We start from the raw sequence: 14,877 nt of genomic DNA, 5'->3' as shown, positions 1-14,877 counted from the left end.
CTCGTTTGCGGTTGTAGCCGGAGAAGGTCGGAAGCGCGATGTTCTTCCCGAAGGTCAACGTCAAGGATGACCCTGTTCGTCGATGGCACCGACCGGACCGCCAGTTCTTCGCTAATGGCGCCTGCCAGGTGCTGGCCTATGCATTTCTGGAACGATACGCGGATCTTGGCTTTCACGCGCGCTGGATCAAGCCGGCGCCCGGCTATATCGGCCACCACATCTTCGTCACCGATGGCCGCAATACGTTCGACTACCACGGACTCACGACGGAAGCTCAGCTGCTGTCGCTCAGCTTTCGGCGGGCACGCCGGTTCTTTCCAGGTTGGGACGCAACGCTCGTCGATCTGCCGATGGACGTCCTGATCTCGAATCAACGATCTCGCGAAATCGAAGGGCTTTGGCTGCGTGAGCCAAAGCAGTTTCTTCACGACGCGCTGCCACGCGCCCACGCCTTTCTCGACAGGTTCGACAACCTGCGAGACCGGCTGATCACCGCGTCAGCTTCTTGTACTTCACGCGGTGCGGAATGATGCTGTCCTGGCCGAGCCGGCGCATCTTGTCCTTCTCGTAGTCCTGGAAGTTGCCTTCGAACCACTCGACGTGGCTCTCGCCTTCGAAGGCCAGGATGTGGGTCGCGATACGGTCGAGGAACCAGCGATCGTGGCTGATGATGACGGCGCAGCCGGCAAAATCCTCCAGCGCCTCTTCGAGCGCGCGGAGCGTGTCGACGTCGAGGTCGTTGGTCGGTTCGTCGAGCAGCAGAACGTTGGCGCCGGATTTCAGCATCTTGGCGAGATGGACGCGGTTGCGTTCACCGCCGGAGAGTGCGCCGACCTTCTTCTGCTGGTCGGCGCCCTTGAAGTTGAACGACGAGCAATAGCCGCGCGAGTTCACTTCCTTCTTGCCGAGCAGGATCAGTTCGTTGCCGCCGGAGATTTCCTCCCACACGGTCTTCTTGCCGTCGAGCGCATCGCGCGACTGGTCGACATAACCGAGATGCACGGTCTCGCCGACCGTGATCGTGCCCTTGTCCGGCGTCTCCTGCTTCGTGATCATCTTGAACAGCGTGGTCTTGCCGGCGCCGTTGGCACCGATCACGCCGACGATGCCGCCGGGCGGCAGCTTGAAGGTGAGATCGTCGATCAGCAGGCGATCGCCATAACCTTTGCTGAGGGTTTCGAAATCGACCACGTTGGCGCCGAGACGTTCGGCGACCGGGATGATGATCTGCGCGGTCTGGGTCTGCTTCTCGCTCGCCTGCTTGAGCAGCTCCTCATAGCGCTGGTAGCGCGCCTTCGACTTGGCCTGGCGCGCCTTCGGCGAGGACGCGACCCACTCCTGCTCGCGCGCAATCGTCTTCTGGTGCGCGGCGTCCTCGCGGCCTTCCTGCTCCAGACGCTTCTGCTTCTGGATCAGCCAGGACGAGTAGTTGCCCTCGTAGGGGATGCCCTTGCCGCGATCGAGCTCGAGGATCCACCCCGTGACGTTGTCGAGGAAGTAGCGATCGTGGGTGACGATCAGGATCGCGCCGGGATAGTTGCGCAGATGGCCTTCGAGCCACGACACCGACTCAGCGTCGAGATGGTTGGTCGGTTCGTCCAGCAGCAAAAGCTCGGGCTGGTCGAGCAGAAGGCGGCACAGCGCGACGCGGCGGCGTTCACCGCCGGAGAGCTTGGTCACATCGGCATCGTCGGGCGGGCAGCGCAGCGCGTCCATGGCCTGGTCGACCTTGCTGTCGAGATCCCAGAGGCCCTGGGCCTCGATCTCGTCCTGCAGCTTGGTCATCTCGTCGGCGGTCTCGTCCGAATAGTTGACCGCAAGCTCGTTGTAGCGGTCGAGGATCGCCTTCTGCTTGGCGACGCCCTGCATGACGTTCTCGCGCACGGAAAGCGCCGCGTCGAGATGCGGCTCCTGCTCGAGATAGCCGACGCGGGCGCCCTCGGCGACCCAGGCCTCGCCGGTATATTCCTTGTCGAGGCCCGCCATGATCTTGAGCAGGGTCGACTTACCGGAGCCGTTGACGCCGAGAACGCCGATCTTGGCGTCCGGGTAAAAGCTCAGCCGGATGTTGTCGAGGACCTTGCGGGTCGGGTAGCTCTTGGTCAGGCCTTCCATGAAGTAGACGAACTGGCGCGCCATCGGTCCCGTGAAACCTTCAATTTGAGGAGTTTTGCTTGCCGCCGATGTAGCGATCCCGCCCCCAAAGGGCAATGTTTTCCCTCCGTTCACCACGGATGAATACTGGGCGGACACCATCCTGACCCCGTTCCGGACAATTGAAACCATCTTTTAATAAATCAGGCCAAAGCTCGGTTTCGCGCGGAAACAGCGCCACCCGCTCAGAACGAACGGGGAGCACAGCGAGGCCCCATCATGGCTCTGATCGAGACCCATTCCCTCCCCGTTCCGGCAGAAGCCGGCCGCACCTCCGCGCTCGTCTCGGAGATCAAGGGCTTCTGGAAACGCTTCTTCGCCACCGCCTTCAACCCCTACCGGCCCGAACTGCACTACATGCGCGGTCCTGGACCTGCCTGGCGCGCCAAGCACGGCATGGATGCGCCGGTCCGGCTGAAGCCCCGCGACCTCTGAGCCGCCGTTCCCTTTCCGGATTTGCCAACGGATTCTTGAAGACCCAGACTGCTTGCGCACAGGCCTGATTGCGCGCAACCATGGCCCGGTTCCGACGATGGCGCCCTTCCGCCTGGCGCCGCCACCTCTCGCCGTCAACTCTGGTCCTGGATGAACGCTAATGACGCGGCTGCGCTGTGCAATTCTCGACGACTATTTCAATCTCGCCCTCGACGTCGCCGACTGGTCGAAACTGTCCGACCGCGTCGATGCCACCGTGTTCAGCCATCCCTTCGCCTCCGAGCAGGCCGCAGCCAGCGCGCTGGCCGATTTCGACATCATCTGCGCGATGCGTGAGCGCACGGCATTCCCCAAGAGCCTGTTCGAGAAGCTGCCGAAGCTGAAGCTGCTGCTCACCTCCGGCATGCGCAACGCCGCGATCGACATGGAGGCTGCCAAGGGACGCGGCGTCGCCCTCGGCGGCACGCAATATTCCCGCGATCCGACCGCGCCGCTCACCATGGGCCTGATCCTGGAGCTGACCCGCGGCATCGGCCGCGAGAATGCGCGCATGCATGCCGGTGAGCCCTGGCAGACCTTTGCCGGCGTCGAAATCGAGGGCCTGACGCTCGGCGTCGTCGGGCTGGGCAAGCTCGGCACCAAGATGTCCGGCATCGCCAAAGCCTTCGGCATGAACGTGATTGCCTGGAGCCCGAACCTCACGCCGGAGAAGTGCGCGGCCGCCGGCGTCGGCTACGCCACCAAGGAAGAGCTGTTCGCCAAAGCCGACATCGTCACCATTCACGTGGTGCTGAGCGAGCGCTCACGCGGCCTCGTCGGCCGTGCAGATCTTGCGCGGATGAAGCCGACCGCCTTCCTCGTCAACACTGCGCGCGGGCCGATTGTCGATGAGACGGCGCTGCTTGAGGCCTTGCAGCAGCGCAAGATCGCCGGCGCCGGCATCGACGTGTTCTCGGTCGAGCCGCTGCCGGTCGATCATCCCTTCCGCAAGCTCGACAATCTCGTGCTGACGCCGCATCTCGGCTACGCGACCGAAGACGGTCTGCGCATCCATTACGGCCAGATGGTCGAGGCGATCGACGCCTTCACCAAGGGCAATGATCTGCCGCGCAAGCTCGCCTGAAGCGACGCGGACCTGAAACGACGAAGGGCGCGCCGATGGCACGCCCTTCGCAATTTCAATTGTCTTGCAGCGCTTAGCGCACGGTGACCGGCGCGGGCAGCGGCGGCACCACCGTCGGCTGCGTGCCCGGGACCGGACCGGCGGGAGCCGCGCCCGGCGCAGGCGCAGCCGATGCGGTCGCCGTTCCCGGCGGCGTACCACCCTGCATCACCACCACGCGGGTGCCGACCTTGGCGCGGTCGAACAGATCCGAGACGTCCTCGTTCAGCATGCCGATACAGCCGGAGGAGACGAACTTGCCGATCGTCGAGGGCTGGTTGGTGCCGTGAATGCGGTACACGGTCGAACCGAGATACATGGCGCGAGCGCCGAGCGGATTGCCTTCGCCACCGGCCATGAAGCGCGGCAGATAGGGCTGGCGCTCGATCATTTCCGCCGGCGGATGCCAATCCGGCCACTCGGCCTTGCGGGTGATCTTCTGCACGCCGGTCCAGGTGAAGCCGTCGCGACCAACGCGGACGCCGTAGCGGATCGCGCGGCCATTGCCGAGGACGTAATAGAGGTAGGTGTTCGGAGTATCGACGACGATGGTACCCGCGGGCTCCTTGGTCTGGAACGCGACCTCCTGGCGGCGCAGGTTCGGCGCGAGCTGCGCCGGCGCCGCATCAGGCTGCTCCTCGGGCGGCAATGACGCCACCGACATCGGCCGGTTACCGGCGCCGGGCTGCGGCGAGACCGCACCGGTCGCGGCCGGGCCAACGGCCTCCGGCGGACGCATGCCATCATTGCCGGGCGCCTGGCCCGAACGATCGCCATAGATCACCGGAGGCGGACCGGCGGGGCGGCCGTAGCGGGGATCATCGGGCGACATCACCGGCCCCTGCGGCGGCGCGGCCGAATAGACCGGCGGAGCGCCGGCCGGGCGGCCGTAACGCGGATCATCCGGCGACATCACCGGGCCCTGCGGTGGGGCAGCCGAATAAACCGGGGGAGCGCCGGCCGGACGGCCGTAGCGCGGATCGTCGGCCGGACCGGGCGGCGGCAGCGCGGCCTGCGGCATCGCGTCGTCGTCATCCTCCAGCGAGTCGAAATTCGGGGTGCGGTCGCCGGGCCGGTATTCGGCCGGAGCGCCGTAGCTCGGCGCCTGCTGAACCGGATAGCTTTGGGCCTGTGCGAGCGAGGTTCCCGCCGCAGCGACTGTTGCGGCAGCGCATATCGTCAGAAAATGTTTGATCATCATCGCTCTTGTATAGTCCCCGGGCCCCGTCCGAGCCGTCCACGGCCAGATGACCGAAGATAGCGGCACATTCAAGACATAACAGGCTGATTTGGCCTGATTTAGCGATTTGTGATGCAATCGCACATAGTTGCCCCGTTGCATCACGGGGATGGAAATCGCATGACGCCGTAGATTGCCGGAGTCTTCGGCCCCGATTTTTACGGAACGGCGCGGAGACGTTGCGATATGGTCGAATCAGCCTGATTCGCCACCGATTTGAGCTCGGATCCCACGTGGCGAAGGCGGCAATCAGTACCGTCACCGCGTTCAGATGGCTCATGGGCCCTGGCCAGCCGCCGGGGCGGAAACGCGTAACCCGTCAATGCTTCCCGGCTTTCGCTTCCTGCTTGCCGCGATCCTGCTGTCTGCCTCCATCCTGGTGTTTGGCTTGGGAGCCGCCTCGCTGCTGCGGGCGAGCCACGAGCAGTATGTCAACAACCCCTCCTGGCGGAATGGCCCGCAGGAGCAGGTGTTCGCGCAGACCTCCGAGCCGGCCCAGCCGGTGCTCGCGGCGCTCCGCGTGGAGCCGGTCGCGCCGGTCGTCAATGAGCCGGCGCCTGCGATGCAGGACCAAGCCCCGAGCAACGAGGTCCCGAGCATCGGCCTGCCCGCCGTCGAGACCGCGCCCGAGCAGATGGCCGCCGTGGCGCTCGAGGCCAAGGTCCAGTCTGAGGCCAAGTCTGAGGCCCAACCTGCCCCGAAGTCGGAGCCCCAGCCTGAGATCGTCGCCGTCGCATCGCCTGCGGAGCCCGCTCCGCCCGCCGCCGAGATGCCAGCGCCTGAGCAAGCCGAGATCCAGGCTGCGGCTCCGGCCCCCGCCGACACACTCACCCTCGCCGACACGACCGTTTCCATGGCCCCGACGACGCCCGCACCAGCCGTGAGCGCCACCGACGTGCCGCGAACCGCAACACCGGCGCTGGCATCGCGCGTCAGCGACATTGCAGCAGCCAGGGTGGCTGCGCTCAACGACCTCGCGCCGGCGAAGACCAAAGCCGTCAGCGCCGCACCCGACAGCAAGCCGCGCGCGCAAAAGAAGAAGCGCCACCGCATCGTGCGGCGCCCACCGCCTCAGCAGCTCCAGCAATCGTATGATCCGTTCGGCCAGCAGCGACAGATGCAGCAGCAGCAGATGCAGCAGCGACAGATGCAGCAGCAACAGCAGCAGCAGGTGCTCGCCACCACGGCCTCGCGCACGCGCTGAACGTCTCCTCGCCTCGCCCCGCTCTCGTCCGCCGAAGCGAAGGCAGATGCGGGGCTGCGACGCGTTACGCCGGCCCCGTCGCGATCGGCGGGCCCTTCTCCTGGCCCCATTCCGACCATGAGCCGTCATAGAGCGCGGTGTCGGTGACGCCCAGGCGATAGAGCGCGAGCGTCAGCACGCCGGCCGAGACGCCGGAGCCGCAGCTCGTGACGATCGGCGCATCGAGCTTGACGCCGGCGCCGGTGAAGGCGGCGCGCAAGTCGTCCAGCGGCTTCATCGTGCCGGTCGCGGCGTCGAACAGCTGACCATAAGGCACGTTGCGCGAGCCGGGGATGTGGCCGGAGCGGATGCCAGCGCGCGGCTCGGGGGCGCGGCCTTCGAAACGATCGGCAGCGCGTGCGTCGATCACCTGCTCGACACGGCTTTCGACGTTGGCGATCAGCTGCTGCATGCTGCGCACGCGCTTTGAATCGTAAGTCGCCTTGAACGTCGCGGGCTTCGGCTTCACCTCGCCGCTCTCCACGGGGCGCCCCTCAGCGCGCCACTTCTTCAGGCCGCCATTGAGGATGCGGACGTTGCCGTGGCCGAAGGCCAGAAACATCCACCACGCACGCGGTGCAGCGACCCAACCGCCGGCATCGTAGAGCACGACCGTGTCGGCATTGGAGATGCCGAGATGACCGACATCGCGGCCGAACTGCTCGGCGCTCGGATACATGTGCGGCAGCGGATTGGAATGGTCCGACACCGCTTCGACGTCGAAGAACACGGCCCCCGGCAGATGCGCGGCGAGATAATCGTCCTTCGGCAGCGGCAGCACGCCCGGCAGCTTGAAGCTGGCGTCGAGCACCTTGACGTTGGCATCGTTGATGTGGGCGGCAAGCCATTCCGTGGAGACGAGGGGATCGGTGGTCATGCGCTATTTCCTTATGGTCATTCCGGGGCGTGCGAAGCACGAGCCCGGAATCCATCGTGCGGCAACGTTGGTGGATGAATGGATTCCGGGCTTGCGCTTCGCGCGCCCCGGAATGACGAAGGGAGAGAGTTACCCCTTCTTCTTCGGCTCCCACTGCTCCGTCGGACCGCCGGCATCGCGCCAGGCGGCGTAGCCGCCGGCGATATGGGCGACGGGCTTCAGGCCCATGTCCTTTGCGGTCTTGGCCGCGAGCGCGGAGCGCAGGCCGCCGGCACAGTGGAAGACGAACTTCTTGTCTTCCTGGAAGATCGGCTTCGCATACGGGCTCTGCGGATCGATCCAGAATTCGAGCATGCCGCGCGTGCAGGAGAATGCGCCGGGGATGCGGCCGTCACGCTCGATCTCGCGGGGGTCCCTGATGTCGACGATGACGACGTCGCCGTTCTTGGAGATCTCGATGGCGTCCCTGGCGGTGAGCGTCTCGATCTCGGCATTGGCCTCGTCGATCAGCGCCTTGATACCGCGGGTGATGTTCTGGGGCATATGCTTCTCCCTCTTGTCGTCGTTCGCAGGCGCGCGTGCTAGTGCGTCAATTCCTTCATCGCACTCTCCAGACCTTCGATCGTGATCGGGTACATGCGGTTGGCAAAGATGCGTTTGATGATGGTGGTCGATTCCGAATAGTCCCAGTGCTTCTGGGCAACCGGGTTCAGCCACACCGTGTGCGGATAGGTCCGGATGATGCGATCGAGCCAGACCGAGCCGGGCTCCTCATTGACGTGCTCGACCGAGCCGCCGGGCACCATGATCTCGTAAGGCGACATCGAAGCGTCGCCGACGAACACGACCTTGTAGTCGTGCGGGTATTTGTGCAGCACGTCCCAGGTCGGCGTGCGATCGGTGAAGCGGCGCTTGTTCTGCTTCCACACGCCTTCATAGAGGCAGTTGTGGAAGTAGAAATACTCCATGTGCTTGAACTCGCTTTTCGCCGCCGAGAACAGCTCCTCGACCTGCTCGATATGCGAGTCCATCGAGCCGCCGATGTCGAAGAACACCAGGAGCTTCACCGCATTGCGCCGCTCGGGGCGCATGTGAACGTCGAGATAGCCATGATTGGCGGTCTCGCGAATGGTGGTATCGAGATCGAGCTCGTCCGGTGCGCCGGTGCGCGCGAACTTGCGCAGGCGCCGCAGCGCCACCTTGATGTTGCGGATGCCGAGCTCGACATTGCCGTCGAGATCCTTGAACTCGCGTTTGTCCCACACCTTCACGGCGCGGTTGTTGCGGTTCTTCTCCTGGCCGATGCGGACGCCTTCGGGATTGTAACCATGCGCGCCGAACGGCGAGGTGCCGGCGGTGCCGATCCATTTCGAGCCGCCCTGGTGCCGGCCCTTCTGCTCCTCGAGGCGCTTCTTCAGGGTCTCCATAAGCTTGTCCCAGCCCATGGCCTCGATCTGCTTCTTCTCTTCCTCGCTCAGGTATTTCTCGGCGAGCTTCTTCAGCCACTCCTCGGGGATCTCCGCCTTCTCCATGGCGTCGAGCAGGCTTTCCAGCCCCTTGAACACGGTGCCGAAGACGCGGTCGAACTTGTCGAGGTTGCGCTCGTCCTTCACCAGCGAGGTGCGCGACAGGTAGTAGAAATTCTCGACCGAATAGTCCGACAGATCAGCGTCGAGCGCCTCCATCAGCGTGAGGTATTCGCGCAGCGTCACGGGGACCTGCGCATCGCGCAGAGACGTAAAGAATTGCAGGAACATGGGTGACAGATTGCCCGTCGGGTGGCGAACGTCAAGGGGCGGAGGCCTTCGCTGCGCGCTGGACCGGCAGGCTTTTTGCTCTAGAATTGGGGACCTCAAGGGGTCTTTTTGGGGACGTTTGCAATGGGTATTCTCGCAGCGCTCATCATTGGCGCGATCGCCGGCTGGCTGGCCGGCAAGATTGTCCACGGGGCGGGATTTGGGCTGATCGGCAACATCGTGGTCGGCATCATCGGCGCGCTGGTGGCGGGCTGGGTGCTGCCGCAGCTCGGTATCGCGCTCGCCACGGGCACGCTGGGCTCCATCATTGACGCCACGGTCGGCGCAGTGATTGTGCTCGTCATCCTTTCGCTGATAAAACGGGTCTGAAAGCCTGACCGAACCAGGAACGGCCGCCATGAGCGGCCGTTCCCATGTCGTGACCACGGCAATGCCATTGGCAATTCCTGGGACGACGACCAACAAGGACGCGCAATGAAATTTACCGGCACCAAGGACTATGTTGCGACCGACGATCTCAAGGTCGCCGTCAATGCCTCGATCGTGCTGGAGCGCCCGCTGCTCATCAAGGGCGAGCCCGGCACCGGCAAGACGGTGCTGGCGGAGGAAGTGGCGAAGGCGTTGAACGCGCCGCTTCTGACCTGGCACATCAAGTCCACCACCAAGGCGCAGCAGGGCCTCTACGAATACGATGCGGTATCGCGCCTGCGCGACAGCCAGCTCGGCGATAGCAGGGTCTCCGACATCAAGAACTACATCAAGCGCGGCAAGCTGTGGGAGGCCTTCACCGCCGAGCAGCGCCCGGTGCTGCTGATCGACGAGATCGACAAGGCCGACATCGAATTCCCGAACGACCTGCTGCTCGAGCTCGACCGCATGGAATTCCATGTCTACGAGACCGGCGAGACCATCAAGGCCAAGCAGCGCCCGATCATGATGATCACCTCCAACAACGAGAAGGAGCTGCCGGACGCCTTCCTGCGCCGCTGCTTCTTCCACTACATCAAGTTCCCCGACGCCGACACGATGGGCCGCATCGTCGACGTCCACTTCCCCGGCATCAAGAAGCGTCTCGTCGAGGAAGCGCTGCGCATCTTCTTCGAGGTGCGCGAGGTGCCCGGCCTGAAGAAGAAGCCGTCGACGTCGGAATTGCTCGACTGGCTCAAGCTGCTGCTCAACGAAGACATGAGCGTCGAGCAACTCCGCGAGCGCGACCCGCGCAAGCTCATTCCACCGCTGCACGGGGCGCTGCTCAAGAACGAGCAGGACGTGCACCTGTTCGAACGGCTGGCGTTCCTGAGCCGACGGGAAGTTTAGGGCACAATGCCGTAGGGTGGGCAAAGGCGTAAAGCGCCGTGCCCACCATCTCGTATTGATCGCACTCAGAACGTGGGCACGCTTCGCTTTGCCCACCCTACGATACTTGAGTGTTTCGCACGCTGCTTCCACATCAGTCATTGCGCGCACAGACACGCCTTCGCATCCTCGCGGCGCATCCCGCCCGAATTTTGCTTCATCTCTCGCGCCCTCTTCAAACAGAGGGCGCAGGGAAGGCCGGGTGCTGACATCGCACCCACGGTCCGCTGTGCGCGTGTAGCGCAATGAGAAATGCACAGCGGCATACAGGTGAAGCCGAACACACGGCCTTCCCTGCGCAGTGGCTTGACGGCTTATGCCGCGCTCTCCCGGGAGCCGAATTCCTTCTGGCCTCCCTCGCCCCGCAGATTCATCGATGCCGTCCGCCTGGTTGGGCTCGCCGACATCTCCACGAAAGCTTTGCCGTAGCGACGACGGCCGGGACCACACGGTTTTGCCGTACGCGCGTTCAACAACGCCACAGGGTCCTCCGGCAGTGTGCACACGCGCCGAAAGAATGCTGGCGAGACGAACTTGACAGCGCCGCTCGTTCACACGCGGGTCTCGGGCTCACAGGGACTACCCGTCCTGCCCGCCCCCCTCGTGCCGACGCTGCCGCGTCCACCGCAACCCGGCCCACGTTTCGAACGACAAACGAGACGCCCCTCTTCGATGGGCCAGGCCCTGTCGATTTACGCGCAATTCCGAATTTCGGCAAAGTGTGACGGGGTGCTTTGCTCGACGAGCAAACTCGAGCAAATCACGATCCACCGCACGGGAGAGAGCCCAGGTTACGCGCCCTTGGTCCGCTTGATCTCGTTCACGATTTTCGGGTCACTCAAGTCTTGGTGCCACCAATGATTTTCGAGATCCAGCGGTTGCTCCCTGCGCCGCCTGTTGTCCGCGGCAGCGAGCAACTTGATGAGCAGCGGAAACACGCGGGCCAGCTCAAACTCCGGCAAGGTCAGGAGCTTCGCCAATTGAACCTTGAGGTTCGGCATTGCGATCAGGACGCATGGCGTAAGCGTCGGCTTCAGGCGTGACTCGGAAATTGCGATCGTCACATCCTCAGGCTTTGGCCGCGCCTGCAGGATGAAAGCATTCAGGCCGGTGAGTAGCCTAAGCTTGTCGTCCCTAACTCGTTCCTCAAACCACGCTTGCCCCTGCGACTCATCCAAGATGCCCTGCGCCAGTTGATTGATCAGGATCGCTTCATCCACACTCAGCATCACACCACCTGTGACAACGTTAACTGTCACCCAAGTCCCTGAGCCAAGAAGCGAAATCCTCATCTCCGTGCAGATATTCGTCTGGAGACGTACGCAGATCTGCGCCACTCAGCGAGATGATGGCCGACCAGACCTTCGCATCTTCAATGCCCGGGTCCAGTCGCCGTACCCACTGCGCGGCCCAATCGGCGACTCTCTGGCGCTGTGTGTCGTCGCCGAGAAGCGCGAGCATCTTCTCGCGAACCTCAGAGCGAGTGGGCTCACCCAAATCCTCACAGTCCGACATACATCGCTCATCGCCGACAATTATCTTCCAGATTGCACGTTTAGCGTGCAGCATCATAATCTACGAGGATGATGCGGAAGGAAAGACCCTAGTGGAAAGCTCTTGCCTTGAATTGCCGGCGAACTTTGAGGACCACGGATGGGAAGTGGAAGCAAAGGGATGGTTTTCCGACGCCCGGATCATCGCGTCGGGAGCACGCTATCCGATCAACTTCTATGATCCGGTGCGCCTCGGCCAGCAGATACAAGACGAGCTAGCGCTCGGCCGAATATTCTTCGAGCCGAACCTCGTTGTCGTAGCTGCCGTGACGCGGGCAAACATGGAAACTGCCGCCAAGGCGCTCGTTCAGTCAGGCGGCCTTTCTTCGTTGATTGCTGAAGCGTAGGGGCGGGTAGCGCCAACGCAGCACCTCAGGGAACGCCGAGGACATTCTCCAGAGTAATTTCGACCTCGGTCACAAAACGCTTGTACGCCGCACGATCTCCGCCCTTCTCGGCGATCCGCTCGGACTGCCAAGACAGGAACGATGGCAGATACCACGGTAGGGATACCAAACGCTTTGGCACCACGTCTTCGTCACCGATCTTGATGGCGCGCAAGACGGTGAGGACCGCCTGTCCTCGAACAGCATGGTAATCGCCGTTGCGGACGCGATCGAAGAAGCCGTTCTCGTCCCACTCGGTTTCCAGCTGTTCAATGATCGCGGCGATGGTCATTGGCTGGTCCCGTGGACAAGTGAAATCTGACTCGCGGAGGTCCCCCTCACCCGGATCGCATCTGGCGATGCGATCCGGCCTCTCCCCGCAGGCGGGGAGAGGCGAAGGGCCTCACGCCACCGCGGCATCCGGGATGCGGGCGGCTTCCATCGGGGCCTTGCCGCGAATCAGGTCCGACGCACGATCGGCGATCATCATCGTGGAGGCGTTGAGGTTCGCCGAGATCATGCGCGGCATCACCGACGCGTCGATGACGCGCAAGCCTTCGAGGCCGTGGACGCGGAGCTGGTCGTCGACGACCGCCCACGACGAATCCGCCGGGCCCATGCGGCAGGTGCAGCCGGGATGGAAGGTGGTGGTGCCGCGTTCGGTGGCGGCGTGCAGGAATTCGTCGTCGGTGTTGACGTTGGGGCCGGGGAAATCCTCGTAGGCATAGTAAGGCGAGAGCGGCGCGGACTTCAGCAGGTTGCGCGCGAGCTTCATGCCGCCGACGATGACGCGGCGGTCGAGCTCGGCGTCGAGATAATTGGTCTGGATGATCGGCGGCGCAAAGGGATCATTCGAGCGGATGCGGACATAGCCGCGGCTCTCCGGGCGCTGCTGCCAGGACGCCACGGTCATGCCGGGCTCGTCCTCGAGCTGGCCCTGCACGCCTTCCTTGTAGCTCGCCGGCGTGAAGGTGAGCTGCAGGTCGGACGAATCCGCGCTCTCGCCGGAGTGCCAGAAGCAATAGACCATGGTCGGCGACAGCGAGAGCAGGCCCTTGCGGGCGGTCGCCCATTTCAGCGCTTCGATCCACAGCGAGAAGCCACGACGCAGCTCGTTGATGGTCTTGATGTCCTTGACCCGCGCCACGGTGCGCGGGGCGTAATGGTCCTGAAGCCCCTCGCCGACCGGCAGGGCGTGACGCACCTGGATGCCGTGGGCGTTCAGCAAATCCGGCGAGCCGATGCCGGAGAGCTGCAAGAGCTGCGGCGAATTATAGGTGCCGCCGGAGAGGATGACTTCCTTGTTGGCGCGCACCTCCACCGGCGTGCCGCCACGGCCGCCCCTGGTGTAACGCACGCCGACGGCGCGCTTGCCCTCGAAGATGATCTCGGTCGCATGCGCATGCGTGTGCACATGCACGTTCGGCCGCTTCATCGCGGGCTTGAGGAAGGCGGTCGAGCCGGAGACGCGCAAGCCCTTGTCGATGGTGCGCTGGCAGTAGGAGACACCTTCCTGCTTCGCGCCGTTGTAATCGGGATTGCGGGGGATGCCGAGCGAGACCGCACCCTCCATGAAGGCTTCGCAGAGCGGATCGCGCCAATCCATCGTGGTGACGGTGAGGTTGCCGTCACGCCCGCGAAAGGTGTTGTCGCCCTCGCCGACCCGCTTCTCCAGCCGCTTGAAGTAGGGCAGCACGTCGGCAAAGCCCCAGCCGCGATTGCCCATCTGCGCCCAGGTGTCGAAATCCATCCGCTGGCCGCGGTTGTAGATGTGGCCGTTGATCGAGGACGAGCCGCCGAGCGTCTTGCCGCGCGGCGCGTAGATGCTGCGCCCACCGGTGTAGGGCCCGACCTCCTGCTGGTAGGCCCAGTTGATGCTCTTCATGTGGAAGGTTTTGATGAAACCCGCCGGCAGATGAATGTAGGGATGCCAGTCGTTCGGGCCCGCTTCGAGCACGCAGACGCTGGTGTTCGGGTCTTCGCTGAGCCGGCTGGTGAGAACGCAACCGGCGGAGCCCGCGCCGATGATCACATAGTCAAATCTATCCATGGTGCCCCGGCCGCCCCTAGCGCGGCTTGTCGTTGAGTTGATAGTTGAGATGCGCCTTCACCGTCGGCCATTCCGCGGCGGTGATGCTGTACACGACGGTGTCGCGCAGCGTGCCGTTCGGCGCGACCTGGTGGCTGCGCAAAATGCCGTCCTGCTTGGCGCCCAGGCGCTCGATGGCGCGGCGGCTCTGGTGGTTGAAGAAATGCGTGCGGAATTCGACCGCGATGCAGTTCAGCGTCTCAAAGGCGTGGGTGAGCAGCAGCAGCTTGCACTGGGTATTGAGCGGACCGCGCTGCGCGCTCTTGCCATACCAGGTCGAGCCGATCTCGACGCGGCGGTTGGTGGCATCGATGTTCATATAGGTGGTCTGGCCGACGATCTTGCCGCCGGCGTCGAACACGGTGAACGGCAGCATCGACCCCGCGGCCTGCAGGCCCAGACGGCGGTCGATCTCCTTGGCCACGTTCTCCGGCATCGGGATCGCGGTATACCAGATCGTGTAGAGTTCGCCGTCCTTCACGGCCTCCACCAGCCCCTCGCGGTGCTCTTTCGACAGCGGCTCGAGACGGGCGTGCTGTCCACGCAGGGTGATGGGATCAGGCCAGGGCATTGAAGTCTCTCCTTACGTGTCGTCATTGTGAGCGAAGCAATCCAAACTGCGAGC

The 14,877-nt window shown here is 63.9% G+C and carries 17 protein-coding genes; 7 read left to right on the top strand and 10 right to left on the bottom strand.

The window, feature by feature from the left end:
- Nucleotides 1-38: 38 nt before the first annotated feature.
- Nucleotides 39-530: a hypothetical protein gene (locus QA645_RS11215; protein ID WP_283050203.1), complete on the top strand. Its 492-nt coding sequence runs from the start codon at nucleotides 39-41 to the stop codon at nucleotides 528-530.
- Here QA645_RS11215 and ettA read toward each other — a convergent pair.
- The gene (gene ettA / locus QA645_RS11210; protein ID WP_254133477.1) at nucleotides 490-2,139 is read right to left on the bottom strand and encodes an energy-dependent translational throttle protein EttA; all 1,650 of its coding nucleotides are present in this window, start codon (nucleotides 2,137-2,139) and stop codon (nucleotides 490-492) included. The two genes, QA645_RS11215 and ettA, sit on opposite strands and share 41 nt — an antisense overlap.
- A gap of 234 nt (nucleotides 2,140-2,373) precedes the next feature.
- On the opposite strand from ettA, the gene QA645_RS11205 reads away from it, so the two are divergent.
- Both QA645_RS11205 and QA645_RS11200 read left to right on the top strand, forming a co-directional pair.
- Complete coding sequence (locus QA645_RS11205; RefSeq protein WP_254133479.1) at nucleotides 2,374-2,589, top strand: hypothetical protein; 216 nt, start codon at nucleotides 2,374-2,376, stop codon at nucleotides 2,587-2,589.
- 160 nt (nucleotides 2,590-2,749) lie between these two features.
- A complete protein-coding gene (locus QA645_RS11200; RefSeq protein WP_283050202.1) occupies nucleotides 2,750-3,712 on the top strand; it encodes a D-2-hydroxyacid dehydrogenase family protein in 963 nt (320 codons plus the stop codon).
- A 73-nt stretch (nucleotides 3,713-3,785) separates the two neighbouring features.
- Here the strand turns inward: QA645_RS11200 and QA645_RS11195 are convergent, their stop codons facing one another.
- Nucleotides 3,786-4,949: a L,D-transpeptidase gene (locus tag QA645_RS11195; protein WP_254135506.1), complete on the bottom strand. Its 1,164-nt coding sequence runs from the start codon at nucleotides 4,947-4,949 to the stop codon at nucleotides 3,786-3,788.
- A gap of 364 nt (nucleotides 4,950-5,313) precedes the next feature.
- Between QA645_RS11195 and QA645_RS11190 the strand changes: the two genes are divergently transcribed.
- Nucleotides 5,314-6,195, top strand: a complete 882-nt coding sequence (locus QA645_RS11190; RefSeq protein WP_283050200.1) for a hypothetical protein — start codon at nucleotides 5,314-5,316, stop codon at nucleotides 6,193-6,195.
- A 64-nt stretch (nucleotides 6,196-6,259) separates the two neighbouring features.
- On the opposite strand, the gene sseA is transcribed toward QA645_RS11190, so the two are convergent.
- The 3 genes from sseA to QA645_RS11175 form a co-directional block, all read right to left on the bottom strand.
- A complete protein-coding gene (sseA, locus tag QA645_RS11185) occupies nucleotides 6,260-7,111 on the bottom strand; it encodes a 3-mercaptopyruvate sulfurtransferase (protein ID WP_283050198.1) in 852 nt (283 codons plus the stop codon).
- A 129-nt stretch (nucleotides 7,112-7,240) separates the two neighbouring features.
- The gene (locus tag QA645_RS11180; protein WP_283050196.1) at nucleotides 7,241-7,654 is read right to left on the bottom strand and encodes a rhodanese-like domain-containing protein; all 414 of its coding nucleotides are present in this window, start codon (nucleotides 7,652-7,654) and stop codon (nucleotides 7,241-7,243) included.
- 38 nt (nucleotides 7,655-7,692) lie between these two features.
- Nucleotides 7,693-8,868, bottom strand: coding sequence for a VWA domain-containing protein (locus tag QA645_RS11175; protein WP_254133484.1), 1,176 nt, complete (start codon nucleotides 8,866-8,868; stop codon nucleotides 7,693-7,695).
- A 123-nt stretch (nucleotides 8,869-8,991) separates the two neighbouring features.
- On the opposite strand from QA645_RS11175, the gene QA645_RS11170 reads away from it, so the two are divergent.
- Complete coding sequence (locus QA645_RS11170; protein ID WP_254133485.1) at nucleotides 8,992-9,237, top strand: GlsB/YeaQ/YmgE family stress response membrane protein; 246 nt, start codon at nucleotides 8,992-8,994, stop codon at nucleotides 9,235-9,237.
- Between the two features lie 105 nt (nucleotides 9,238-9,342).
- Nucleotides 9,343-10,185 (top strand): MoxR family ATPase, encoded by an 843-nt coding sequence (locus QA645_RS11165; protein WP_063201884.1) that lies wholly within the window; start codon nucleotides 9,343-9,345, stop codon nucleotides 10,183-10,185.
- Nucleotides 10,186-11,015: 830 nt separating this feature from the next.
- On the opposite strand, the gene QA645_RS11160 is transcribed toward QA645_RS11165, so the two are convergent.
- Entirely contained in the window at nucleotides 11,016-11,453 is a 438-nt protein-coding gene (locus QA645_RS11160) for a DUF5958 family protein (protein WP_283050191.1), read from the bottom strand.
- 19 nt (nucleotides 11,454-11,472) lie between these two features.
- A complete protein-coding gene (locus QA645_RS11155; RefSeq protein WP_283050190.1) occupies nucleotides 11,473-11,739 on the bottom strand; it encodes a hypothetical protein in 267 nt (88 codons plus the stop codon).
- 145 nt (nucleotides 11,740-11,884) lie between these two features.
- Between QA645_RS11155 and QA645_RS11150 the strand changes: the two genes are divergently transcribed.
- Nucleotides 11,885-12,124 carry a hypothetical protein gene (locus QA645_RS11150; RefSeq protein WP_283050189.1) on the top strand — a complete coding sequence of 80 codons (240 nt, stop codon included), beginning with the start codon at nucleotides 11,885-11,887 and terminating at the stop codon, nucleotides 12,122-12,124.
- A 25-nt stretch (nucleotides 12,125-12,149) separates the two neighbouring features.
- Here QA645_RS11150 and QA645_RS11145 read toward each other — a convergent pair whose 3' ends face one another.
- From QA645_RS11145 to QA645_RS11135, 3 genes are all read right to left on the bottom strand, one after another.
- On the bottom strand, nucleotides 12,150-12,455 hold the full coding sequence (locus tag QA645_RS11145) for a hypothetical protein (protein ID WP_283050187.1): 306 nt from the start codon (nucleotides 12,453-12,455) through the stop codon (nucleotides 12,150-12,152).
- 111 nt (nucleotides 12,456-12,566) lie between these two features.
- Complete coding sequence (locus tag QA645_RS11140) at nucleotides 12,567-14,213, bottom strand: GMC family oxidoreductase N-terminal domain-containing protein (protein WP_283050186.1); 1,647 nt, start codon at nucleotides 14,211-14,213, stop codon at nucleotides 12,567-12,569.
- A 16-nt stretch (nucleotides 14,214-14,229) separates the two neighbouring features.
- Nucleotides 14,230-14,823, bottom strand: coding sequence for a GNAT family protein (locus QA645_RS11135; protein WP_283050184.1), 594 nt, complete (start codon nucleotides 14,821-14,823; stop codon nucleotides 14,230-14,232).
- Nucleotides 14,824-14,877 lie beyond the last annotated feature (54 nt).

This window comes from Bradyrhizobium sp. CIAT3101, assembly GCF_029714945.1.
Classification (GTDB): Bacteria; Pseudomonadota; Alphaproteobacteria; order Rhizobiales; family Xanthobacteraceae; genus Bradyrhizobium.
Note: the sequence above shows the minus strand (reverse complement) of the source record. Positions and strands in the feature narration are given on the sequence as shown.

Coding starts and splice junctions, on each gene's coding strand:
- QA645_RS11205 (WP_254133479.1), top strand. CDS start 2,374: ATGGCTCTGATCGAGACCCATTCCCTCCCCGTTCCGGCAGAAGCCGGC.
- QA645_RS11215 (WP_283050203.1), top strand. CDS start 39: ATGTTCTTCCCGAAGGTCAACGTCAAGGATGACCCTGTTCGTCGATGG.
- ettA (WP_254133477.1), bottom strand. CDS start 2,139: ATGGCGCGCCAGTTCGTCTACTTCATGGAAGGCCTGACCAAGAGCTAC.
- QA645_RS11160 (WP_283050191.1), bottom strand. CDS start 11,453: ATGCTGAGTGTGGATGAAGCGATCCTGATCAATCAACTGGCGCAGGGC.
- QA645_RS11140 (WP_283050186.1), bottom strand. CDS start 14,213: ATGGATAGATTTGACTATGTGATCATCGGCGCGGGCTCCGCCGGTTGC.
- QA645_RS11175 (WP_254133484.1), bottom strand. CDS start 8,868: ATGTTCCTGCAATTCTTTACGTCTCTGCGCGATGCGCAGGTCCCCGTG.
- QA645_RS11180 (WP_283050196.1), bottom strand. CDS start 7,654: ATGCCCCAGAACATCACCCGCGGTATCAAGGCGCTGATCGACGAGGCC.
- QA645_RS11190 (WP_283050200.1), top strand. CDS start 5,314: ATGCTTCCCGGCTTTCGCTTCCTGCTTGCCGCGATCCTGCTGTCTGCC.
- QA645_RS11195 (WP_254135506.1), bottom strand. CDS start 4,949: ATGATCAAACATTTTCTGACGATATGCGCTGCCGCAACAGTCGCTGCG.
- QA645_RS11165 (WP_063201884.1), top strand. CDS start 9,343: ATGAAATTTACCGGCACCAAGGACTATGTTGCGACCGACGATCTCAAG.
- QA645_RS11135 (WP_283050184.1), bottom strand. CDS start 14,823: ATGCCCTGGCCTGATCCCATCACCCTGCGTGGACAGCACGCCCGTCTC.
- sseA (WP_283050198.1), bottom strand. CDS start 7,111: ATGACCACCGATCCCCTCGTCTCCACGGAATGGCTTGCCGCCCACATC.
- QA645_RS11145 (WP_283050187.1), bottom strand. CDS start 12,455: ATGACCATCGCCGCGATCATTGAACAGCTGGAAACCGAGTGGGACGAG.
- QA645_RS11200 (WP_283050202.1), top strand. CDS start 2,750: ATGACGCGGCTGCGCTGTGCAATTCTCGACGACTATTTCAATCTCGCC.
- QA645_RS11155 (WP_283050190.1), bottom strand. CDS start 11,739: ATGTCGGACTGTGAGGATTTGGGTGAGCCCACTCGCTCTGAGGTTCGC.
- QA645_RS11170 (WP_254133485.1), top strand. CDS start 8,992: ATGGGTATTCTCGCAGCGCTCATCATTGGCGCGATCGCCGGCTGGCTG.